Consider the following 23,308-nt stretch of genomic DNA (forward strand, 5'->3'; position numbering starts at 1 on the left):
GGAGCACAGAATGGCCTTCGAGGACGTAGAAACAATTGCAAGCGCGACAGGGGCACAACTTGCGATGCGGTTTTCCGCGGCCGAAGGTCAAACCCACGCTACCGTCCAGATCAGTCACGGCGTCAGTGAACATTCCCTGCGCTATGCGCGGTTTGCCCAATTCTTGAACGGACAAGGTTTTCACGTCTATGCTCACGATCATCGCGGGCACGGACGTACCAAAGCACCCGGAGCCCCGGTTGGACGATTTGCGGAAAGCGACGGGGTTATGCACGTTCTGGACGATGTCGATGCCATCAACGGTCTTGCCCGCCAGCGTCATCCTCACCTCCCCATGATTCTGTTCGGCCACTCGCTCGGCGGATTGATTGCACTGAACTACGTGCTGAAGCATCCGGGTAGAGTGGACGCTGCGGCGATCTGGAATGCCAATTTCTCTGCTGGACTTCTCGGCCGGGTCGCGCAAGGTGTCCTGCGTGCCGAGCGCATGTTTTTGGGATCGGACGTTCCAAGCATGGTGCTACCGAAATTCACCTTTCAGCAGTGGGGCCGCAACGTTGCCAACGCCCGTACGGCCTCCGACTGGTTATCGCGCGACCCTGACGAAGTAGATGCCTATCTTGCCGACCCATTGTCGGGCTGGAACCCGACGGTGAGTATGTGGCGCGATATTTTCGACCTCATCTTCACCGGTGCAGATAATTCATTGCTGGCCAACGTCCCTCGCGACTTACCCTTCAATCTCGTCGGCGGTGCCGAAGATCCGGCCACTGAAAAGGGCAAAGCTGTCAGGGACCTCTATCGCAGAATGAAACAGCTTGGATTTTCCAATGTCACAACGAAGATCTACGAGGGTACGCGGCACGAAGGCCTCAACGAGATCAACAGGGAGGTAATCATGCGAGATTTCGCGGATTGGGCCACACAAACCGTTTCGAAACGAACGAGAGTGCTTGAAGCATGACTGATGCTCCTCTCAAAGGTGTACGCGTCATCGAACTCGCTCGCGTTCTGGCCGGGCCATGGGCCGGACAGGTTCTTGCCGACCTTGGCGCCGATGTCATCAAGGTGGAGAACCCCGCCGGAGGTGACGAAACGCGTGGATGGGGACCGCCGTTCATCACCAGCAGCGAGGGCGAAAGCCTCTCCGCCGCCTATTTTCACGCATGCAACCGCGGCAAGCGTTCGATCATCATCGACTTTACGACCAGCGAGGGGCAGGAGACGGTCAAGGCACTGTGCCGTACCGCAGATGTCGTGCTCGAGAATTTCAAGGTAGGCGGCCTGAAGAAGTACGGCCTCGACTATGCATCTCTGAGCGCTGACAATCCGCGCCTCGTCTATTGTTCGATCACAGGCTTTGGTCAGGACGGTCCGTACGCCGCTCAGGCGGGCTATGATTTCATCATTCAGGGCATGTCCGGGCTGATGTCGGTTACCGGCGAACCCGACGGCGAGCCGCAAAAGGTTGGCCTCGCAGTCGCCGATGTCTTCACCGGGCTCTATTCCGTCATCGCCATTCAGGCAGCGCTGGCCCATGCCACGAAGACAGGCGAAGGCCAGATGATCGATATGGCCCTGTTCGATGTGCAATCCGCTGTCATGGCCAACCAGGCGATGAACTATCTCGCAACGGGCAAGAGCCCGCACCGCATGGGCAACGCGCATCCGAATATTTCGCCGTACGAAGTTGTGCCGACATCCGATGGTCACATGATTCTCGCCGTCGGCAATGACGGGCAGTTCGCCCGGTTCTGCAGCCTTGTCGGGCTTGAAAATCTCGCCAGCGATCCTCGCTTCCTGACCAATCGGGCACGACTGGAAAATCGCATCGAACTGACGGCCCTGATCCGGGCTGAAACGCAGAAACGTACCCGCGCCGAATTGCTTGACGCCTGTTCCCGAAATGCTGTTCCCGCTGGCCCGATCAACCAGATCGGCGAGATGTTCAACGATCCTCAGATCGTGTCGCGGCAATTGCGGCTTGACCTCGAGGACGGCCATGGCAGCACTATTCCCTCGGTGCGCACGCCCATCGTCCTGTCCAGAAGCCCGCTTTGCTATCAACGGCCTTCGCCACGTCTTGGCGAGCACAGCGCCGAAATTCTTGAAGAACTGAAGGACGTATCCAAATGAAAACGGGCGGTGAATTGATTGTCGAGGCTTTGGCGGCGAATGGTGTCGAGCGGTTGTTTTGCGTGCCGGGTGAGAGCTATCTTTCCGTGCTCGACGCGCTCTACGACGCACAGATAGGAGTCACCGTTTGCCGGGCCGAGGGCGGTGCGACGATGATGGCTGATGCCTGGGGAAAGCTCACAGGCAAGCCAGGCATCTGCTTTGTCACACGGGGTCCGGGGGCAACCAATGCCTCCCCTGGAATCCACATCGCCAAGCAGGATTCAACGCCACTGATCCTTTTTATTGGCCAGGTGCAACGCGACGCACGTGAGCGCGAGGCCTTTCAGGAAGTCGAATACCGCCGATTCTTTGCCGATACAGCGAAATGGGTGGCAGAAATCGACGATGCGCGGCGCATTCCGGAATTCGTCACGCGCGCCTTCTCAGTCGCAACGTCGGGCCGTCCTGGGCCTGTCGTACTGGCCTTGCCGGAAGACATGCTGACGGACGAGGTCGAAGCAGTGGCGGCTCAGGGCTGGCAACCGGTCGAGACGGGGCCCTCTCCGGCTAGTATCGAAAAGCTCGCCGATCTTCTTCAGGGTGCAAAACAGCCGTTCATGATCCTGGGCGGGTCGCGCTGGGATGAAAATGCCGTTCAGTCAATCACACGTTTTGCAGAAAAATGGCACCTGCCCGTTGGCTGTTCTTTCCGCCGGCAGATGCTATTCGATCATCTGCATCCGAATTATGCTGGCGATGTCGGGATCGGGATCAATCCGGCTTTGGCGGCGCGCGTGAAAGACGCTGATGTGTTGCTGCTCGTCGGCGGGCGTTTTGGTGAGATGCCCTCCTCGGGATACACGTTGATGGACAGTCCCTACCCCAAGCAGATGCTGATCCATGTGCATCCCGACGCGGGTGAGCTCGGACGAGTCTATCGCCCAAGCCTCGCCATCAACTCAGCGCCCGACGCTTTTGCTGAAGCCGTTGAGCACCTCGCCCCGCCATCCCACATCAACTGGCCGGGCGAAGCCGACATTGCGCATAAGTCCTATCTTGCCTGGTCGACACCGCCGAAGACCGGACCAGGCAAGGTCGCGATGGGACCAATCATGTCCTATCTTGAGAGCGTGCTGCCTGAGGATGCTATCATGACCAATGGCGCAGGCAACTATGCCACATGGCTGCATCGCTTCCATCGATTCCGCCGCTTTGGCACACAGGCGGCGCCGACGTCGGGCTCCATGGGTTATGGGCTCCCAGCCGCGATTGCAGCCAAGCAGCTTTATCCGGAGCGTATGGTCGTCTGCTTTGCGGGCGACGGATGCTTCCTGATGAACGGCCAGGATTTTGCAACAGCGGTGAAGTATGACTTGCCGATCATTGTCCTCGTCATCAACAACAACATCTACGGGACGATCCGCATGCATCAGGAACGCGAATATCCTGGGCGAGTATCCGCAACAGATCTCACCAACCCGGATTTTGCCATGCTGGCGCGTGCCTATGGCGGGCATGGAGAGACAGTGGACGCAACCGAGGCGTTCGAAGGAGCGTGGCAACGAGCCGTGGAAAGCGGCAGACCGGCAATCATCGAGATCCGCCTTGATCCCGAAGCGATTACACCGGCAAAGTCGCTCTCCGACATTCGCAACAAGCGTTGAACGACAAGTGACCATTCCGGCTTCGTAATGCAAATGAGGATGGCACGGCGGCGCTTTCGATGTTATGGAGCCCGCCTGAAGTCCCACTACGAAAGCTTGCAACTTGAGCAATCCGGCAATTACGATCGTCATTCCGTGCCGCAACGAGGCCGCCAATCTAGCCTTTCTCCTCGATGAAGTGGATGCAGCCATGGAAGGCCGCAGCTACGAAGTGATCGTGGTCGACGATGGCTCTACCGACCTGACGGGTGAAGCATTGGGCGAGCGGATCAAGGCCGGGAAGCCTCTGCGCCATATTCGTCACGACAAGTCAGCGGGGCAAAGTGCAGCCGTTCGCTCAGGCGTATTTGCGGCAAGGGGCAAGGTCGTGGTCACCATGGATGGCGACGGGCAGAACAACCCTGCCTATCTGCCGCAGCTCGCCGATGCACTGCTGCAGGCCGGTCCGGCAATCGGGATCGCAGCCGGGCAACGCCTGAAGCGTACCGACACGAAACTGAAGCAGTTTGCATCGAAATATGCCAACAAGCTGCGCAGCGCGATCCTTAAGGACAATACCCGCGACAGTGGTTGCGGCCTTAAGGCAATCCACACCCAGCTTTTCCGCGAATTGCCTTTCTTCGATGGCTGGCATCGTTATCTGCCTGCATTGGTGATCCGTGAAGGCTACGGCGTCGTGCATGTCGATGTCCTCGATCGCGAACGCCGTCACGGCAAATCGAACTACGGTATTCTCGACCGCGGTCTGCGCGGTATCCTCGACCTTTATGGCGTCTGGTGGTTGCGCAAACGCCGCAAGACCGTTCCAACGATTACGGAGATCAGTCATGGCTGATTCTATTACCAATTGGCTGCACTCGGTTTTCGTGGCCCAATTCGACGCCTGGATCCTGCTGGGCTTTTTTGCGCAGGGCTGTTTCACCATGCGTTTCGTCGTGCAGTGGATTGCCTCTGAACGCGCCAAACGCAGTGTCGTACCGGTGACATTCTGGTTCTTTTCGCTGTTCGGCGGTGTGCTGCTTTTTGTCTACGCAGTCGTGCGCAAGGATCCGGTGTTCATTGCTGGTCAGGGCTTGGGGCTGATCGTCTATATTCGCAATCTCTGGCTGATCGCTAATGAGAAGAAGGCGATGACGCTGGACACGTGAGCGAGGGATGTTGATGACCTCTTCGGACCTGGCTCCCGGCGGCGGCACAAAACTTCGCGCCAGCCACTACTTACTGCTGGTGTTCATCTGCCTCGTCTCCTTCGTACCCGGCATCGCTTCGATACCCCCGTTGGACCGCGATGAAGCGCGATACATGCAGGCGACGCACCAAATGGCTGAGAGCGGCGATTATGTCGATATCCGCTTTCAAGACGCATCACGCTACAAGAAGCCGGTTGGCATTTACTGGCTGCAGAGCGCCGCGCTCAAGCTCACAGGCTACAATAACGATGCACCGGCATGGGTCTATCGGTTAGTCTCCGTGGCCGGCGCTACGATTGCTGTGCTCGGCACGGCTGCTTTGGGGGCATTCCTTTTTGGTCAAAGCGCCGGCCTCATGGCCGGCATCGCCCTTGCATCGATCGTTATGCTCGGTTTCGAGGCGCGCGTGGCAAAGACCGATGCGACGGTGCTGGCGACAGTCGTCATCGCGCAAGGTGCGCTTGCCTCGATCTGGATGGCAAGCCGCAAACAGGCTGCAGCCAAATGGGCACCAGCAGTGATCTTCTGGGTGGCAACGGCAGCCGGCGTTCTCATCAAGGGCCCGATCACTCCATTTGTCAGTCTTTTGACGATGGGCTCTCTCAGCCTTTTCTACCGCGAGTGGCGATGGCTGAAACGCCTCAAGCCATTAAGTGGTATCCTCGTCCTGCTGGCAATCGTGCTGCCCTGGCTCATTCTGATCACGCTGAAAAGCGGCGGTGCGTTCTTCAACGAATCGGTCAACAAGGATTTCCTGTCGAAGGTTGGCGATGCGCAGGAAAGCCACGGCGCGCCGCCAGGCTATTTCGCCCTGATCTTCGTCGTGTTCATGTGGCCGTTTGCCGTGCTCGCCATTCGAGGCGGTCTGCAGGCGCTGAGCCGGCTGCGCGAGGATCCGCGCCTTGCTTTCCTGATTGCCTGGTACATCCCGTTCTGGCTGGTAACCGAGCTCATCCCGACGAAGTTGCCCCACTATATCCTTCCCGCCTACCCGGCCCTGCTGTTGATGATGGCTTGGGCCATCGACACGGGCATCGCCGCCCAGCCCTATCGCGGCCGCTGGCAAATCTGGGTCGAGCGGCTGACGCTGCTTGGCCTTGCCGCTGCGACACTCGGCTTCATGGGCGCTGGGCTTGTCCTTCCCTACGTCCTGACCGGATCATTCTCGTTTCCGGGGATCATTGCCTTCTTTACCGCAGCCGCCGCCGGTGTCTTTGCCAGCGGTCTGGTATTGAATCATAATCTCAAGCGTGCACTGCAAGCCTCTGCAACCTTTGCGATTATTACGCTCACACTGCTTACATGGGGCGTCGTTCCGGCACTGACGCCGATCTGGCTCAGCCCGGCCATTGCCAATGCGTTCAATGCCGCCAAGCCCTGCGACGGCAGCGTATTGGCTTCTGCCAGCTATGCCGAGCCAAGCCTGGTGTTTCTTGCCGGTACGAAGACGGTCCTAACCGACGGCGCAGGGGCAGCCAAGCACCTCACCGACGATCCGGCTTGCGCAATCTCAGCCGTTGATGAACGGGAACACGACGCTTTCATCGAGGCTCTGCCGCAGGGCGAAAAGTCGATTGCCGCACTCGCTACTATCAGCGGCATCAACTACAGCAAAGGCCGTAAAACGACCATTACGCTGTACAAAGCCGCGCAATAATCGATTGACTTGCGACTAATGTCGAATTGACGGTTCCGTTTCGCCGTAGGAATATTGTCCTCTAATGAAGGACCATATTCATGCATCAATTTTCCAAAGACCATCCCGAATATCACCATCTGCTTTGGCAATTGCGCGCCAACGATGCCCAGATGAGACAACCAAAACGTCGGGCATCTCGGGAGGAACAAAAAGCCCACCTCGCACGACTTTGGCAGGAACGTGAGCTGCTTCTTAGCCAAGTCGAGGTTTGGGAGACATTGGACCTCTCGTGCAAATTCGATCCGAACCAACCGCGGGTACCGGCGGGCAGTGCGGACGGCGGTCAGTGGACCGGCGCCAGCGGAACAGGTTCCGGCAATGGCCGAGCCTGGCTCGCGCAAGAGAGGCGGCGTGGAAGTAGCCCGGCCGCCAGTCCGGCAGCGGCAGCCGCGGCAGGGACCTCCCGATCGACCAATTGGCTTGGCGCGGCAAAACGGGCTTGGGAGGTGACCGAGCACGAACTTCCGGAACTTGGAGCTTTTCGCCGCCTCAATCCGGTCATCGGCACCGTCACCGCACTGATGTCCGCTCTGAAGGCTCCGGAGATCGAATATCCTCTCGACGAGGCGGTGAAGCAGTACAACGCCATCGCCAGCACCGACGACCCTTATGTCGTGCCGCTGCTGGGCATGCGGGCGAAACAGTTTATCAGGGACGAGGATCGGTCGAACACGAAGCTATGGGCGAGTGTTCGGGAGGTGGACAAGGAAACGATCAAACAGTTCTGCCCCGAGTATCTCGATGTACAAGCTTTGGCGGATAGGGTGGCCTATTCGATGGGGCCGGTCTCGTCATACGGCTCACCGCAGAATTACGGTATTCAATACCATTTACGCGCGGCAGATGAGGTCGAAAACGTTTGGAGGGGCCGCCTCTTCGCAGAGCTCTATTTAATGAGGCCCATGGAGGGCATGCCAGATGAATATTATGCGATTGATGAGATTCCGGAACGCGCGAAAGACACATTGGGCCTGGATGTGGTCGAGCCGGTCGATGCCGATACGGCCTGCATCTACGATTTCAAGACCGGTATCGAAGGCCTTCGTACCAAGCGCATAGCGGACTTTGCGTTTTCCAGCGCGAAGAGCAAAAAATTAGGGGCCTTCAAGCAGTACTTCTTCATCGAAATCAAGCCGTCGGCCGGCTCCATTCGAAGAGACTAAGAGGAATGACGACCATCAAGGATGTACGCAATCTCCTACGGCCTTTGCTCGAACGCCGCCCGGAACTCGTTCTGATTGGCCGCTTCGTTTTTATCAAGCCGGTTCACCACCTGCTGCGCGGCGTTTATGTTGGGGGAAGCGGCTTCAACCCCAAGGCCTTCCGCGCCCGAAGAACCGTCCAGCTCCTCGTTCCCCGCGGAGGCCATCGGGGGGCGGGCGATCGCCTCAGGGAGAAGCTTGAGGATGGCACCTCCACAGCCTATTGGGATATCACAAGGCCGGAATCCATGACGCAGCTGGTCGAGACAGTCGACGAGATATTGACCGCTTTCACCGGCATAACCACCCTCGAAGACTACTACGACTACGTTCGAGGCATAGGGGGCTTTTGGCCGGAGACCTACGCCATCAAAGAATGCGAAGTGCTGATGCCAGTCCTCGAAGGCGATTTCGAGCTCGCCATCGACATTCTCAAAAACTATCCGGACGTTCTGTACGACTTGAACCAGCGAGAACCCCGGTTCCATCAAGCGCTGCTTGCTGGAGACCACGCCGAAGTGGTGCGGATATTGCACGAATGGGAGGAGGCTACGGTCAAGAGATGCAAGATCGAAAAAATCTGGCAGCGCACGCCGTTTCCATTGGAGCTGCGCGACAGCTAGCCAAGCTCTATACGAGGTGCCGTCGATGACATTCCGGAACGGGCGAGAGACACGTTGGGTGTGGATGTGGTCGAGCCGGTGGATGCCGATACGGCCTGCATCTATGATTTCAAGACCGGCATCAAAGGGCTTGGTACCAAGCGCATAGCGGATTTTGCGTTTTCGAGCGCGAAGAGCGAGAGATTAAGGGCCTTCAAGCAGTATTTCTTCATCGAAATCAGGCCGTCGGCCGGCTCCATTCGAAGGGATTAAGACGAGTGACCACCATCAAGGATGTACGCAATCTCCTACGGCCTATGCTTGAACGCCGCCCGGAACTCGTTCTGATCGGCCGCTTCGTTTTTATCAAGCCGGTTTACCACCTGCTGCGCGGCGTTTATGTTGGGGGAAGTGGCTTCAACCCCAAATCCTTCCGCGCCCGAAGAACCATCCAGCTCCTCGTTCCCGATGGAGGCCATCGGGGGGCGGGCGATCGCCTCAGGGAGAAGCTTGAGGATGGCACCTCCACAGCCTATTGGGATATCACAAGGCCGGAATCCATGACGCAGCTGGTCGAGACAGTCGACGAGATATTGACCGCTTTCACCGGCATAACCACCCTCGAAGACTACTACGACTACGTTCGAGGCATAGGGGGCTTTTGGCCGGAGACCTACGCCATCAAAGAATGCGAAGTGCTGATGCCAGTCCTCGAAGGCGATTTCGAGCTCGCCATCAACACTCTCAAAAACTATCCGGACGTTCTGTACGACTTGAACCAGCGAGAACCCAGGTTCCATCAAGCGCTGCTTGCTGGAGACCACGCCGAAGTGGTGCGGATATTGCACGAATGGGAGGAGGCTACGGTCAAGAGATGCAAGATCGAAAAAATCTGGCAGCGCACGCCGTTTCCATTGGAGCTGCGCGACAGCTAGCCAACCTCTATACGAGGTGCCGTCGATGACATTCCGGAACGCGCGAGAGACGCGTTGGGCCTTCAAGCAGTACTTCTTCATCGAAATCAGGCCGTCGGCCGGCTCCATTCGAAGGAACTAAGACGAATGACCACCATCAAGGATGTACGCAATCTCCTACGGCCTTTGCTCCAACGCCGCCCGGAACTCGTTCTGATTGGCCGCTTCGTTTTTATCAAGCCGGTTCACCACCTGCTGCGCGGCGTTTATCTTGGGGCAAGCGGCTTCAACCCCAAATCCTTTCTCGTGGAAACATCAATTCAGCTCCTCGTTCCCCGCGGAGGCCATCGTGGGGCGGGCGATCGCCTCAGGGAGAAGCTTGAGGATGGCACCTCCACAGCCTATTGGGATATCACAAGGCCGGAATCCATGACGCAGCTGGTCGAGACAGTCGACGAGATATTGACCGCCTTCACCGGCATAACCACCCTCCAAGACTACTACGACTACGTTCGAGGCATAGGGGGCTTTTGGCCGGAGACCTACGCCATCAAAGAATGCGAAGTGCTGATGCCAGTCCTCGAAGGGGATTTCGAGCTCGCCATCAACAATCTCAAAAACTATCCGGACGTTCTGTACGACTTCAACCAGCGAGAACCCCGGTTCCATCAAGCGCTGCTTGCCGGAGACCGCGCCGAAGTGGTGCGGATATTGCACGAATGGGAGGAGGCTACGGTCAAATGGTGCAAGATCGAAAAAATCTGGCAGCGCACGCCGTTTCCCCTCGAACTGGAGGGGCGCCGCTGACTCTTGCATTCCAGCCCGCGGAACCGAATTCCGCGTTCAAGGCAAGAGCGGACTAGACCTCGGTGCGCCCGACCAGCGGCCGTCCCACAGAATGGTATTCGAGACCGGAGCCTTCAAGGTCTTGCGCATTGAAGACATTGCGCAGATCGAACAGGAGATTGCCGCTCATCAGCGTAGAAACCCGCTTGAGGTCGAGCGCTCGGTAGACATTCCATTCGGTCAGCAACAGTGTGATCCCTGCCCCGTCGACTGCTTCGTAGGCAGACTTGCACCAGGTGACGTCTTGCAGGACCGATTCCGCTGCCTCGCGTGCCTCAGGATCATGCGCTCGCACGCTCAATCCGGCCTTCTGCAGGGCAGGAATAATGTCGAGCGCCGGAGACTCGCGAATGTCGTCCGTGTTGGGCTTGAAGGCAATGCCAAGCACGGCAACGGATTTCGCGCCGGTGCGCCTCGCTGCGTCGATCACACGCTCCGCCATGGAACGCTTGCGCTGTTCATTGACACTGACGACCTGCTCGATAAGGGTTTGGGGTGCATTGACCTTGCGTCCGGTCGCCGCATAGGCGCGTGTATCCTTGGGGAAACATGACCCCCCAAATCCCGGCCCCGCATGCAGGAATTTCGATCCAATGCGGTTGTCCATACCGATGGCCCGCGCCACGTCCTGGACGTTCCCTCCGGCTTTTTCGCACAGGTCAGCCACCTCGTTGATGAACGTGACCTTCATGGCCAGAAAGGCGTTGGCCGCATATTTGATGATCTCGGCATTTTCCAGCGTCGTGACGATCATCGGCGTTTCGCGCAGATAGAGCGGACGATAGACGCGCTTCATGGCTGCTGCACCGGCATCATCATGAACGCCGACCACGACGCGGTCTGGCCGCAGGAAGTCAACGACGGCCGAACCTTCGCGCAGGAACTCCGGATTGGAGACCATGGAGAACGGCACGCCGGGCCGTGCTTTGGCGATGCGCGCACGCACATCGGCGTTGGTGCCAACGACCACAGTCGATTTGATGACGATGACAGCGTTCGGCTTCATTGCCGCAGCGATTTCATCGGCAGCCGCGTGAATATATTGCAGGTCGGCTTCACCATCGCCGCGCCTCGAGGGCGTACCCACCGCAACAAAGATAACGTCCGCATCGGCAACGGTCTCTGCAAGTTCCGTCGTGAACGTCAGGCGCCCGTCGCGCGCATTGCGCACCAGCAGCTCATCAAGGCCTGGTTCGTAGATCGTGACCTCGCCAGCCTGCAACCGGTCGATGATCGCCGGGTTTTTATCGACACAGGTGACCTGAAAGCCAAATTCGGCAAAGCAGACACCCGACACCAGACCGACATACCCGGTTCCGATCATCGCAATCTTCATTGAACGGTCCAATCCTTATCTTGGCGGGATGTTTCGCATATTTAACCCCGCCATACCAATTTCAAGGTTGCTTCGAGGACGCTTTACTTGCGTGACGGCCCCTTGCGTTCAGCCGAGGCAGCCCAAAGATTGACGTTCGCATCGGTTGCATAACTATCGATCTCGGCAAGCTCGGCATCTGTGAATGCGAGATTTTCAAGCGACTTGACGCAATCGACTACCTGCTGTGGCTTGCTGGCCCCAATCAGCGCGGTGGTGATGCGGCCCTTCCTGAGAACCCACGCGATTGCCATTTGCGCGAGTGTCTGACCGCGTTTGGAAGCGATCTCATTGAGTGCACGAATGTTGTCGATGTTGCGCTCGTTGAGAAAATCCGGATTGAGCGACTTGCCCTGTGCCGCACGGCTCTCTTCTGGCACACCCTTGAGATATTTGTCGGTCAGCATTCCTTGCGCCAATGGCGAGAATACGATGGAACCGATACCGAGATCTTCCAGCGCGTCGATCAATCCGTCTTCCTCGATCCAGCGATTGATCATCGAGTAACTTGGCTGATGGATGAGGCATGGCGTGCCAAGCTCTTCGAGAATGGCTGCCGCCTCGCGCGTGCGGTGGGAGTTGTAGGATGAAATGCCAATATACTGGGCCCGGCCGGACCGAACGATTTGATCCAGCGCCATCATCGTTTCTTCGAGCGGCGTATCGGGATCAAAACGATGCGAATAGAAGATGTCGACATAGTCGAGGCCCAGCCGCTTCAAGCTCTGATCGCAACTGGCGATAACATATTTGCGGCTGCCCCATTCGCCATAAGGCCCGGGCCACATGTTGTAGCCCGCCTTGGACGAAATGATCAGCTCGTCGCGATAACCCTTGAAGTCATTACGTAGAATGTCGCCGAATGCTTCTTCGGCAGAACCGGGAGGCGGACCATAATTATTGGCAAGATCGAAATGCGTGATGCCGAGGTCAAAGGCCTGACGGCAGATTGCCTGCTTGACGTTGTGCGGGGTGTCGTTGCCAAAATTGTGCCAAAGCCCAAGAGAAATGGCCGGCAGCTTGAGTCCGCTCCTGCCGCAACGGTTGTATTTCATGGTGTCGTAGCGCTTGGAGTCCGGTGTCCAGCTCATGGTGTTCGTCCTGCTCTCATCCATACATTATTACCGCGGGAGGCGACTCCACGCGCGCCGGACTATGCCCCATACGCATGGTGATGTCATGACATGAATAGCGGTTGTTCTGTAATCTCAATTTTCCAGAGCGACGTGAGCAATATATCCCGAGCGGCTTTCTCCTCGCATATTCTTGCCGTTTCAGGCGCCATTTCTACCAGATTTACGCGTTTACGAACTAGCCCTGATGATCTTTCCGTCATTGTCAAAACGATATGTTCGCCCTGCATCCGGCGTGGCGTAGAGCACCCCGTCCACATCGTAATTGTGCTCGCCGAAGAGGCGAACGGTCAGCGGGCCAAAATCAGTCTGGAGGTAAATGATCGTATCCGCGCCAAGATGTTCGACGTGGATCACCGAGCCCTTCCATTCGCCCGATGATTTGCTGACCTGGATGTGTTCCGGGCGGATGCCGATAGTCTTCGCGCCACCCTGGCCGAGCTTGGTTGCGTCGATCAGGTTCATTTGTGGCGACCCGATAAACCCGGCGACAAAGACGGTCTGCGGTGAATTGTAGAGCTCCATGGGTGAGCCGACCTGTTCAATCCTGCCTTGGTTCAGCACCACGATCTTGTCGGCAAGAGTCATCGCCTCGACCTGATCATGTGTCACATAGATCATGGTTGCTTTGAGTTGCCGGTGCAGACGCGCGATCTCGATGCGTGTATTGACACGCAGCGCAGCATCGAGATTCGACAGAGGCTCGTCGAAAAGGAAAAGCTGCGGTTCGCGTACGATGGCGCGGCCAATGGCGACACGCTGGCGCTGGCCCCCGGACAGCTCCGCCGGGCGGCGGTCGAGGTAATCACCGAGCGACAGCATGTTCGAGGCGATCCTGGTGCGTTCCTTGATCTCATCGGCAGGTTTTCCCGCCTGCTTCAAGCCGAGACCCATATTGTCGCGAACTGAAAGATGCGGATAGAGCGCATAGGTCTGGAACACCATGGCAATGCCGCGTTTCGCAGGCGGCGTATTGTTGACCTTCTTGCCGTCGATCAGGATTTCACCCGACGTTGCATCCTCGAGTCCCGCGATCACCCGCAGCAAGGTGGATTTGCCGCAACCGGACGGTCCGACAAAAATCACGAACTCGCCATCCTTGACCTCAAGGTCGATGCCTTTCAACACGTCGACCTGACCGAAGGACTTACGGATATTTTCAATTTTCAAAGAACCCAATGTCTTGTTCCCGTTTCTTGATTCAAATTCATAGATTAACTGGTTGACCCGTCCGCACGCTTTCATCTGCGGCCAGGCAGACGCTGAGCGAACGCACGGCGTCCTGCATGTGGCGGTCAAGGTCGAGGTCTTCGCGGATAGCCTTGAGAACAAACGCCTGCTCCAGATCGCAGAGTTCCTGATGTCCAGGTTCGCCGGCCATGCTCAAAAGCTCGTCGGGCTTTGCGAAGCGGCCATCCGGTCCAATCTTTGCCGAGTGCAGACGAATGGTCGAAGTTTTGGTGTGTGAATCGATGTCATCCGATTTGGCGTTCTGGTCCATGACGATCGAGACGCAACCATTCGGCGAAATCACATCTTTAACGAAGAAGGCAGTCTCCGACATCATCGGACCCCAACCGGCCTCATACCAGCCGACGGTTTTGTCGTCGAACAGCACTTGCAGGTGTCCATAATTGTACATGTCCGGGTCGATTTCATCGGAGAGACGCACGCCCATACCACGCACCTGAACCGGCTTGGCGTCGGTGATCTGCAGCATGACATCAAGGTAGTGAACGCCGCAATCGACGATTGGCGACGTGGTCTTCATCAACGACTTGTGGGTCTCCCATGTCTGGCCGCTCGACTGCTGATTGAGGTTCATGCGGAAAACGTAAGGACCGCCCAGCTTGCGGGCTTCTCCGATCAGCCGGATCCATGACGGATGGTGACGCAGGATATAGCCTATCACGAGCTTGCGCCCATGCTTCCTGGCGGCAGCAACAACCCGCTCCGCATCGGCTACGGTCGTGGCCAACGGCTTTTCGACGAAGACATCCGCGCCCGCTTCCATGGCGGCAATCGCATAATCAGCATGACTGTCCGAATAAGTATTGATGGAAACGAGGTCGGGCTTCAACTCAGCGAGTGCCTCGTCGAAGGAAGGATGGATTGTGTAGGCACTGAGCTCTTCCGGCAAGGGCACGATAGAGCGATTGACCAGCCCGACGATCTCGAAACCGGGATTGTGGTGATAGGCCAGCGCATGGCTGCGGCCCATATTGCCGAGCCCTGCCACAAGAACCCGCACTGGCTTTTGTGCCATCATTTGACTGCTCCGGAAGTGATGCCGCGGATCAACTGCCGCGAGAAGATAAGATAAAGAACGAGGACCGGAACGATAGCCAGGGTCAGCGCGGCGAGCACCGCATTCCAGTTAGTGACGAATTGTCCGATGAACACCTGCGAGCCGAGCGTCACGGTCTTGGTGGCATCGCTCGGGGCAAGGATAAGCGGGAACCACAGATCGTTCCAGATCGGGATCATTGTGAAGACGGCAACTGTTGCCATCGCCGGCCTCACCAGCGGCAGCACGAGGCGGAAGAAGATCGAATATTCCGACAGCCCATCGATACGCCCTGCATTCTTCAGATCATCCGAAACGGTTTGCATGAATTCAGTGAGAATGAAGACCGCGAGCGGCAGACCCTGCGCTGTGTAAACCAGAATGAGCGCGGTGAGCGTGTTGACCAGTCCCGCAGCAACCATGCCCTGCAAGATGGCCACCGTTCCCAGGCGGATCGGAATCATGATGCCGAGCGCTAGGTAAAGTCCCATCAGCGTATTGCCGCGGAAGCGATATTCCGACAGCGCAAAGGCCGCCATTGCGCCAAATAGCAGAACGAAGAAAATCGAAACACCGGTAACGATGAAGCTGTTTTGAAAATAAAGAACAAAATCGCCCTGTCCGAGAACGGTCTGATAGCCGATGAGGCTGAATGTAGATGGCGTTGGCAGACCCAGTGGATCACGGAAGATCGAGCTCCGGTCCTTGAAGGAATTGATGACGGTCAGGAATACTGGAAACAGCGCGATCAGCGTATAGATGATGAGCGCCAGATGGACGAGACCGGTGCGGACGGGCGATGCAGTTGGCTTTGCCATATTCTCGATCCTAGAACTGGTAGCGGCGCATACGCCGCTGGATGGCGAAAAGGTAGAGGCAGACGCCTGACAGGATGATGAGGAACATCACCGTCGCGATCGTCGCGCCCATGGATTTGTCGCCGATCTGCAACTGGAAACCGAAGAAGGTGCGGTAAAGCAAAGTGCCGAGAATATCCGTCGCGCCGTCGGGTCCGGCTAGCGCACCCTGCACGGTATAAACCAGATCGAACGCATTGAAATTGCCGACGAAAGTCAGAATCGAGATGATGCCGATGGATGGCAGGATCAGCGGCAGCTTGATCTTCCAGAACTGGCTCCATCCGGTCACGCCATCGCATTCGGCTGCTTCAAGAACTTCTTCGGGAATGTTGAGCATTGCCGCATAGATCAGCATCATCGGGATGCCGACATACTGCCAGACGGAGATGAGCGACACGGCGATCAGAGCACTACCCGGTTTACCGAGCCAGGGCGAAAACAGCGATTTCAGCCCGACCAGATCGAGCAGGAAAGGCGAAACGCCCCATATTGGTGACAGGATGAGCTTCCAGATAAAGCCGACGATCACGAAGGAGAGAAGCGTCGGCAGGAACATCGCCGTACGATAGAAGGCCCCAAAGCGCAGCTTCGGGACAGACAGCAGTGCGGCAAGTGCCACCCCGATGGGATTCTGTACCAGCATGTGGATCAGGAAGAAAACGAAGTTGTTGCGCAGCGCATTCCAGAAACTGGCGGCCCAGCGCGGATCGCCGAAAAGCACCTGGAAATTACCGAAGCCGACAAAGATGCTCTGGTTATCTTTGACATTGAACAGGGAAAGCCGCAGCGTTTCGATGAGCGGCAGGATCATCACAGCCGTATAGACGAGCAAGGCGGGCGCCAAAAACACGAGAATGTGCCAGCGCCGGCGGTGTCTGTCCTCAGCTCGATCGATCGATACTTCTGCGACTGTGCTCATTGAAAAACTGAGACCCCTGCTTGTGATTTTTGGTCGCACGGAAAGCGGCCTGCGACTGCCGTTTTTTAGTAATGATAGCGCACCGGCGTGCCTTGCGCCCGGATAAAGAAATAGCCGGGACGATCACGAGAACGTCCCGGCCATCAATCACTTACTTGGCAGGCTTGTACCAGCTGTCGAGACCATCCTGCAGCTTCTTGGCCGCAGCTTCCGGCGTATCGGTGCCATTGATGACGTTGGCCGATTCAACCCAGGTTTCGTTCTCGAGGTTTGGCGTGCCGCGCGACAGGATCTGGTAGGTCGAGCGGATCGTCGGCTTGCACTTCTCGCGCCATGAAACGAATTCCTGCGCCAGCGGATCCTGCATCTTCACCGGCGTCGAGTTCAAGCTGAAGAAGCCTGGCAGCGCGTTGGCATAGATCTCTGCAAATTCCGGAGAAGCAACCCATTCCAGAAACTTCTTGGCTTCTTCAGGGTGGCCGCTTTTGGCATTGAGCCCGACACCGATGTCATTGTGGTCGGAAATGTAGCAGGTGTCACCGGCGTTCTTCACAGGCGGCGGGAATGCCCCCATCTTGAACTGGGCCTGCGTATTGAACAGACCGATTTCCCATGAACCGGCCGGATAAATCGCAGCACGTCCGAGAGTGAACAGATTTTGGCTGTCTGGATAGGTCTGGGCTTCGAAACCATCGCCGAGATAATCCTTCCACTTGAGAAGAACCTTGTAGGGCTCGACCCAATCAGGGTCGGTCAGCTTCTCTTCGCCCTTGATCAGTTTGGCGCGGCCTTCTTCGCCCTTCCAGTAGGTCGGTCCGATATTCTGGTAACCCATGGTAGCGGCTTCCCAGAGATCCTTTGTACCCATGGCCATGGGAATATAGGTGCCATCGGCCTTGATCTTGTCGAGCGCGGCGAAAAACTCGGCTTCCGTGGTGGGAACCGCGATACCAAGCTTGTCAAAGGCATCCTTATTATAGATGAAGCCGTGGATAACCGAAGCCATCGGCACGCAGAACGTGTCCTTGCCATCATCGGTCGTCCAGGCGGACTTTGCCACATCCGAGAAGTTCTTCATTCCCGGAAGGTCGTTCAGGCTCGCCAGATTGCCGCGCTTGAACTGCTCCAGCGATTTGTCGAAGGGACGGCAGGTAATAATGTCGCCAGCGCTACCCGCATCGAAGCGCGCACCAAGCGCAGCATCATATTCCGTTGGAGGCGTCGGAGCGAACTTCACCTTGATCCCAGGGTTTTTGGCTTCGAAAGCTGGAATGAGCTTTTCCTGCCACACGGCCAGATCGTCGGTACGCCAGCTTTCCAGCGTCAGCGTGGTATCGGCGGCTTGGGCAAAACCGGCCGTAGCCAGAATGCTTGTCGCCATAAGCAATGTTTTTAAAGTCGTGCTTCCCATTTTAGTCTCCTGTTGCACCCTTTTGAGCAGTGCCGTTAATGAGAGCCCGGGTTCCTAGCGGGAACCATGACTCTCTTTGAGTTCCGAAAGCGCCGGGCGAAGCCTCTGTTGATTGCTTTCGAGAAGTTTTGATGCATTTTCAGCGCTCGTTGCTCCAGCAGCGAGCAGGATCGCCGACTTGACCGAGCCACCACTGGCTTCCAGCAATTTTGCTGCGTCGCTCATATCGCAAGCGCTGATCGCCGATACGATGCGCGCCGCGCGCTCGCGCAGTTTGATATTGTCCGCGACAAGATTGACCATGTACCCGTCATGCACGTGACCGAGACGGATGGCCATCAAAGTGGACAACAGATTGAGTGCGATTTTCTGCGCGGTTCCCGCCCCCATTCGTGTCGAGCCCGCCACCATTTCCGCCGGCGTTTCCAGCGCAATTGCTACGTCCGCCTTTTCAAACATCGGAACGTCGGGATTATTGGCGATCGAAATGATCTTGAGGCCGCGCTCTTTCGCTTCATCGATTGCGGCGAGTGCATAGGGCGTTGTGCCGCTGGCGGAAATCGCGATCAGGCAATCACCGGCCATCAACCCTGCCGCCGCAATATCGCTTGAGGCTTGGCTCGCGTCATCTTCGTAAGTGCCAGCCAACCGGGTAAGACTGGCAACACCGCCAGCAAGCAGAACGACGACGCGGTCGGGAGCAATGCCGTAAGTACCGGGTAATTCCAGCGCATCCGCCATGGCCATCAGCCCTGAACTGCCCGCCGCGGCGTAAGCCAGACGTCCACCCGACGCGAGCGTGTCGGCAGCAAGCAGGGAGGCATTTGCAATGGAATCCCTGGCGCGAGCAACCGAAGCAGCAGCCTCAATCTGTGCTTCATGCAGCAACCGCAGAACATCTTCTGGCGACTTCTCGTCCAGTCCCAATGCGTTCTCGTTGCGCTGCTCGGTGCGGGTTAGTGCCACTGCTCACTCCTCGTTCCGATAATTAATGCCAAAAAAATACCACTTGTCCAGCAATTCCTTAAAAAATTTGCACGAGGATTTGCGACGACGGATTTTTGTTCAATTATTTCAATTAGATCGAGAAAAACCCGGCGAGATACAAATTAACGCTTGGCTATTGGTATTTTATTGGTATTCTGAATGCTGGAGGACGATTGAACGTGACTTATCTCCTTGGAATTGATGGTGGTGGCACAGGTTGCAGGGCGGCATTGGCTGATCTGAGCGGCAATGTTCTAGGCACTGGCAAGAGTGGTTCGGCCAATATCATGACCGACATGAATACAGCACGTCTCAATATTCTCGATGCAACGGAAGCAGCATTCAAAATGGCTGGAATCGACGCTGGCCAAAGCAAAACGGTCTTCGCGGTCCTCGGTCTCGCCGGCGCCAATGTGGGCGGTAATGGCGCAAAGCTGGAAGCTATGCTGCCGTTTCAAAAATCGCTTGTTTATTCTGATGGCATGATCGCGCTCCAAGGTGCACTTGGCGATCATGATGGCACAGTGGTGATCCTCGGCACCGGTTCCGCCTATGTTACCCGGCTCGGCAATAACATTCGATTTGCCGGCGGCTGGGGCTTCAAGGTCAGTGATCTCGGCGGGGGTGCTAGACTTGGCCGGGACCTACTCGAAGAAACATTGCTCGCCTATGACAAGTTTCACATGAGCTCGCCGATGACGACGGCAGTTATGGAGCGGTTTGGAGGCAACCCGCATCGGATCGTCCAATTCGCGCATTCCGCGACGCCGAGTGATTTCGGCACGTTCGCGCCAACTGTCTTCGAGTATGCTTCGCAACATGACGCTGTCGCCGTTGCTCTTTTGGATAAGACCATTGGCCAAATCGAGGAAGGGCTCGATGCCGTCATGTCCCCGGCCCCTATGCGCCTTTCTCTTTTGGGTGGTCTTGGCGCTTTTTATGGTCCGCGCCTTTCACCTCGCTATCGGGCAATACTGCAAGCACCGTTGAATGACGCACTGACGGGTGCAGTCCAGCTGGCAGCGCGCAATTTCGCTTCGTCATCAGAGGAGGTCAGCAATGGGTGAGGGTTTGATCGACATTCTGCCCTCGCTCAACGAGAGTTCTGCTATCGGTGGTCCGCTCTACGTGAAATTGCAACGGCTGATCGAAAACGCCGTTCGTGAAGGAAAACTTCTACCTGGAGACGCATTGCCTCCGGAGCGAGAGCTCGCTGCAATGGCGGAGATCTCGCGGGTAACCGTACGCAAAGCCGTCCAGGGTCTCGTCAATGATGGACTGCTTGTTCAGCGGCATGGTTCGGGCACATTTGTTGCACCGCGTTCCGCACGCGTCGAGCAATCCTTGTCGCACCTTACATCTTTTACTGAGGATATGGCGCGGCGCGGTATGATCGTCCGCTCAACATGGCTCGACCGCGGCGTCTATGCCCCTTCCCCCGAAGAAATGGTGACGCTCGGCCTGTCATCCGGCGAAAAGGTGGCGCGGATCAGCCGATTGCGCGTGGCCAACGACACGCCCATGGCAATCGAACGCGCTGCACTGTCAATCCATGTGCTGCCGAATCCGGAACTTGTCACTTTATCGCTCTATGCAGTACTTGCCGAGAGCGGCAATCGACCTGTCAGGGCGATACAGCGCATTTCGGCGGCCATTTTGAAAGAGAATGATGCTAAACTGCTCCAGGTTCCGGCGGGTTCCGCCAGCTTGAATATAGAGCGGATATCTTACCTCGAATCCGGGAAGGTGATCGAGTTTACCCGATCGATCTACCGTGCCGATGCCTATGAATTTGTCGCCGAACTCAAACTCGGCGAGTCTTCGGAAATTTCAGGAGCAGTGCTGTGAATGCCAAAACGACCCTTATGCGGGAAGAAATACTCTCAATTCCCGATGTGACAGCAAAGTTCCTTGACGCCTCCCGCGCAACGCTTGCTGCCGCTGGCGCGAAGTTGCGCGAAAAAAACCCGCCCTTCCTTGCGTCAATCGCTCGCGGATCATCAGATCACGTCAGTGCCTTCCTGAAATATTCCAGCGAACTCACGGCCGGTATTCCGGTTGCTTCGCTCGGGCCTTCTGTCGCCTCGATCTATGGCGTGAAGCTTAAATTGGGCTCTGCTGCGACGCTATCCATCTCGCAGTCCGGCAAGAGTCCAGACATCGTCAGCATGACAAACGCAGCGCGTGAAAGTGGGGCGCTGACAATTGCGATTACCAATGTCATCGCGTCGGACCTTGCACATGCCAGCGACTTTGCTATCGATATCCTGGCCGGGCCAGAGCGCAGCGTCGCCGCCACGAAGTCTTTCGTCAGCTCGGCGGTTGCGGGTCTCGCGCTGATCGGACACTGGACCCAAGACAACAAGTTGCTTGCCGCAATCGATGATCTTCCGTCTGCACTCGCCAAAGCTGTGGCTTGTGACTGGTCGGCCTTTGCGGGCGCGGTGACGGACGAAAACTCCCTGTTTGTTCTTGGACGCGGGCCATCTCTGGCAATCGCCAACGAAATGGCGCTGAAATTCAAGGAAACAAGTGCGGTTCATGCCGAAGCCTTCAGTGCTGCCGAAGTCATGCACGGGCCAAAGGCAATTGTCGGTGAAGGTTTCCCGATTCTCGTCCTTGCTGCACGGGACGCGGCCGAAGATTCACTCGTGGACGCTGCCAATCGCCTGGCCGACCAGGGCGCCGCGGTGTTCCTCACCTCGTCCAAACCATCACATGCTACGGCCCTGCCCTTCGTTCCTACGTCCCACCCGCTGACTGATCCATTGGCACTGCTCGTTTCGTTCTATGCTTTCGTCGAAAGCTTTGCCCGCAGTCGTGGATTGAATCCGGATGAACCTCCGCACCTGCGAAAAGTGACTGAAACCCTATGAGTACTATCTATGCCCTCATCGGCGCCGAGATATTCGACGGCGAAACCTGGCACACCGATTCAGGTCTGGTTGTCGATGGCGACGTAATCAAGAGTATCACGCCGTTGTCGAATCTGCCCGGCGACATTCGCCAGGTCGAATTGAAGGGCGGTAAGCTTGTACCGGGCTTCATCGACGTACAGGTCAATGGGGGTGGTGGCGTACTCCTCAACGATGGCCCAAGCATCAACGCAATCCGCACCATATGCGATGCGCATTTCGCCTTCGGCACGACTGCCTTGCTGCCAACGCTGATCACCGATACGCCGGAAATAACGGCGGCAGCCATCGCCGCAGGCAAGGCCGCGGCACAAGAGAAAGTGGCGGGTTTTCTCGGCTTGCATCTCGAGGGTCCACATTTGTCTTTAACACACAAGGGCACGCACGACCCGAAGCTGATCCGGCCGATGGACGACGCTGATCTCCTTGCCATCATAGAAGCCGTGCAGGAATTGCCGGTTCTGCTCACCACAGTTGCACCGGAAACGGTATCGGCCGAAAAGATCCGGGCGATGGTCGACGCCGGGGTGATCGTCAGCCTCGGCCATAGCGGCGCGTCCTATGAAGTCGCGCTGGCAGCCAAGGATGCGGGTGCAACCATGGTGACACACCTGTTCAATGCAATGAGCCAGCTCGGCCATCGCAGTCCCGGCGTGGTCGGCGCGGTGCTTCAATCAGGGGAACTGTCGGCGGGGTTGATCGCCGACGGCTTTCATGTCGACAAAGCCTCAATGGCGATCGCACTGCGTGCCAAGCAGGGTCCGGCAAAGATATTCCTCGTCACCGATGCGATGTCCACGATAGGTACCGACATTTCATCGTTCACGCTGAACGGACGCAGGATCACACGTGCCGGCGGACGTTTGACACTGGACGACGGGACACTGGCCGGTGCTGATCTCGATATGATCTCCGCAGTGCGTTTTGTGCATCGGGAACTCGGGCTCTCTCTCGATGAGTCACTGCGTATGGCATCGCTCTACCCTGCCCAGAGTATCCGTGTCGATCACCGTTACGGACGCCTTGCGCCGGGTTATATCGCCAATGTCGTGCATCTCGACGAGAAGCTCGATGTCAATCACGTCTGGATCGGTGGCGATTCGCATTACGCACGTTGACGGAACAGTTCGACTGGTCATACCATTTCCATCGGGTTTATGAGTTCACGACCTAGAGCCTTCACCTT

23 protein-coding genes are annotated in these 23,308 nt (G+C 57.0%); 15 read left to right on the forward strand and 8 right to left on the reverse strand.

Going from position 1 to position 23,308, the window contains the following annotated elements:
* The first annotated feature begins 10 nt into the window (after positions 1–10).
* From J2X72_RS08950 to J2X72_RS09000, 11 genes are all read left to right on the forward strand, one after another.
* On the forward strand, positions 11–964 hold the full coding sequence (locus J2X72_RS08950; protein ID WP_310070870.1) for an alpha/beta hydrolase: 954 nt from the start codon (positions 11–13) through the stop codon (positions 962–964).
* Positions 961–2,136, forward strand: a complete 1,176-nt coding sequence (locus J2X72_RS08955) for a CaiB/BaiF CoA-transferase family protein (RefSeq protein ID WP_310070872.1) — start codon at positions 961–963, stop codon at positions 2,134–2,136. The genes J2X72_RS08950 and J2X72_RS08955 overlap by 4 nt, the downstream gene beginning before the upstream one ends.
* Entirely contained in the window at positions 2,133–3,782 is a 1,650-nt protein-coding gene (locus J2X72_RS08960) for a thiamine pyrophosphate-binding protein (RefSeq protein ID WP_310070874.1), read from the forward strand. The genes J2X72_RS08955 and J2X72_RS08960 overlap by 4 nt, the downstream gene beginning before the upstream one ends.
* A 103-nt stretch (positions 3,783–3,885) precedes the next feature.
* On the forward strand, positions 3,886–4,617 hold the full coding sequence (locus J2X72_RS08965; protein ID WP_210000187.1) for a glycosyltransferase family 2 protein: 732 nt from the start codon (positions 3,886–3,888) through the stop codon (positions 4,615–4,617).
* Entirely contained in the window at positions 4,610–4,930 is a 321-nt protein-coding gene (locus tag J2X72_RS08970; RefSeq protein ID WP_210000184.1) for a lipid-A-disaccharide synthase N-terminal domain-containing protein, read from the forward strand. Before J2X72_RS08965 ends, J2X72_RS08970 begins: the two co-directional genes overlap by 8 nt.
* Before the next feature lie 13 nt (positions 4,931–4,943).
* Positions 4,944–6,629, forward strand: coding sequence for a glycosyltransferase family 39 protein (locus J2X72_RS08975; RefSeq protein WP_310070879.1), 1,686 nt, complete (start codon positions 4,944–4,946; stop codon positions 6,627–6,629).
* Between the two features lie 80 nt (positions 6,630–6,709).
* Positions 6,710–7,834 (forward strand): hypothetical protein, encoded by a 1,125-nt coding sequence (locus tag J2X72_RS08980; RefSeq protein WP_310070882.1) that lies wholly within the window; start codon positions 6,710–6,712, stop codon positions 7,832–7,834.
* Positions 7,835–7,839: 5 nt separating this feature from the next.
* Positions 7,840–8,496 carry a hypothetical protein gene (locus J2X72_RS08985; RefSeq protein WP_310070884.1) on the forward strand — a complete coding sequence of 219 codons (657 nt, stop codon included), beginning with the start codon at positions 7,840–7,842 and terminating at the stop codon, positions 8,494–8,496.
* 54 nt (positions 8,497–8,550) lie between these two features.
* Positions 8,551–8,748 carry a hypothetical protein gene (locus tag J2X72_RS08990; protein WP_310070887.1) on the forward strand — a complete coding sequence of 66 codons (198 nt, stop codon included), beginning with the start codon at positions 8,551–8,553 and terminating at the stop codon, positions 8,746–8,748.
* Positions 8,749–8,753: 5 nt separating this feature from the next.
* Positions 8,754–9,410, forward strand: a complete 657-nt coding sequence (locus tag J2X72_RS08995; protein WP_310070890.1) for a hypothetical protein — start codon at positions 8,754–8,756, stop codon at positions 9,408–9,410.
* Positions 9,411–9,536: 126 nt separating this feature from the next.
* Complete coding sequence (locus J2X72_RS09000) at positions 9,537–10,196, forward strand: hypothetical protein (RefSeq protein ID WP_310070893.1); 660 nt, start codon at positions 9,537–9,539, stop codon at positions 10,194–10,196.
* Between the two features lie 52 nt (positions 10,197–10,248).
* Here J2X72_RS09000 and J2X72_RS09005 read toward each other — a convergent pair whose 3' ends face one another.
* From J2X72_RS09005 to J2X72_RS09040, 8 genes are all read right to left on the reverse strand, one after another.
* A complete protein-coding gene (locus tag J2X72_RS09005) occupies positions 10,249–11,571 on the reverse strand; it encodes a UDP-glucose/GDP-mannose dehydrogenase family protein (RefSeq protein ID WP_310070896.1) in 1,323 nt (440 codons plus the stop codon).
* 83 nt (positions 11,572–11,654) lie between these two features.
* Positions 11,655–12,701 (reverse strand): L-glyceraldehyde 3-phosphate reductase, encoded by a 1,047-nt coding sequence (gene mgrA / locus J2X72_RS09010; protein WP_310070899.1) that lies wholly within the window; start codon positions 12,699–12,701, stop codon positions 11,655–11,657.
* A gap of 213 nt (positions 12,702–12,914) precedes the next feature.
* Entirely contained in the window at positions 12,915–13,922 is a 1,008-nt protein-coding gene (locus tag J2X72_RS09015) for an ABC transporter ATP-binding protein (RefSeq protein ID WP_210000157.1), read from the reverse strand.
* Between the two features lie 28 nt (positions 13,923–13,950).
* Positions 13,951–15,009, reverse strand: a complete 1,059-nt coding sequence (locus tag J2X72_RS09020; protein ID WP_310071060.1) for a Gfo/Idh/MocA family oxidoreductase — start codon at positions 15,007–15,009, stop codon at positions 13,951–13,953.
* Complete coding sequence (locus tag J2X72_RS09025; RefSeq protein WP_112531782.1) at positions 15,009–15,848, reverse strand: carbohydrate ABC transporter permease; 840 nt, start codon at positions 15,846–15,848, stop codon at positions 15,009–15,011. The genes J2X72_RS09020 and J2X72_RS09025 overlap by 1 nt, the downstream gene beginning before the upstream one ends.
* A gap of 10 nt (positions 15,849–15,858) precedes the next feature.
* Positions 15,859–16,809, reverse strand: coding sequence for a carbohydrate ABC transporter permease (locus J2X72_RS09030; RefSeq protein ID WP_271894788.1), 951 nt, complete (start codon positions 16,807–16,809; stop codon positions 15,859–15,861).
* A gap of 151 nt (positions 16,810–16,960) precedes the next feature.
* The gene (locus tag J2X72_RS09035) at positions 16,961–18,220 is read right to left on the reverse strand and encodes an ABC transporter substrate-binding protein (protein WP_310070908.1); all 1,260 of its coding nucleotides are present in this window, start codon (positions 18,218–18,220) and stop codon (positions 16,961–16,963) included.
* 54 nt (positions 18,221–18,274) lie between these two features.
* Positions 18,275–19,186, reverse strand: a complete 912-nt coding sequence (locus J2X72_RS09040) for an N-acetylmuramic acid 6-phosphate etherase (RefSeq protein ID WP_310070911.1) — start codon at positions 19,184–19,186, stop codon at positions 18,275–18,277.
* A gap of 200 nt (positions 19,187–19,386) precedes the next feature.
* Between J2X72_RS09040 and J2X72_RS09045 the strand changes: the two genes are divergently transcribed.
* Genes J2X72_RS09045 through nagA form a run of 4 tightly spaced genes read left to right on the forward strand, consistent with a single transcriptional unit; the run spans position 19,387 to position 23,240 of the window.
* On the forward strand, positions 19,387–20,274 hold the full coding sequence (locus tag J2X72_RS09045; protein WP_310071062.1) for an N-acetylglucosamine kinase: 888 nt from the start codon (positions 19,387–19,389) through the stop codon (positions 20,272–20,274).
* Entirely contained in the window at positions 20,267–21,055 is a 789-nt protein-coding gene (locus tag J2X72_RS09050; RefSeq protein WP_210000143.1) for a GntR family transcriptional regulator, read from the forward strand. The genes J2X72_RS09045 and J2X72_RS09050 overlap by 8 nt, the downstream gene beginning before the upstream one ends.
* Positions 21,056–21,072: 17 nt before the next feature.
* Complete coding sequence (locus J2X72_RS09055) at positions 21,073–22,083, forward strand: SIS domain-containing protein (protein WP_310071064.1); 1,011 nt, start codon at positions 21,073–21,075, stop codon at positions 22,081–22,083.
* Positions 22,080–23,240 carry an N-acetylglucosamine-6-phosphate deacetylase gene (gene nagA / locus J2X72_RS09060; RefSeq protein ID WP_310070914.1) on the forward strand — a complete coding sequence of 387 codons (1,161 nt, stop codon included), beginning with the start codon at positions 22,080–22,082 and terminating at the stop codon, positions 23,238–23,240. Before J2X72_RS09055 ends, nagA begins: the two co-directional genes overlap by 4 nt.
* Positions 23,241–23,308: the final 68 nt, after the last annotated feature.

Source organism: Phyllobacterium sp. 1468, assembly GCF_031455525.1.
GTDB lineage: Bacteria > Pseudomonadota > Alphaproteobacteria > Rhizobiales > Rhizobiaceae > Phyllobacterium.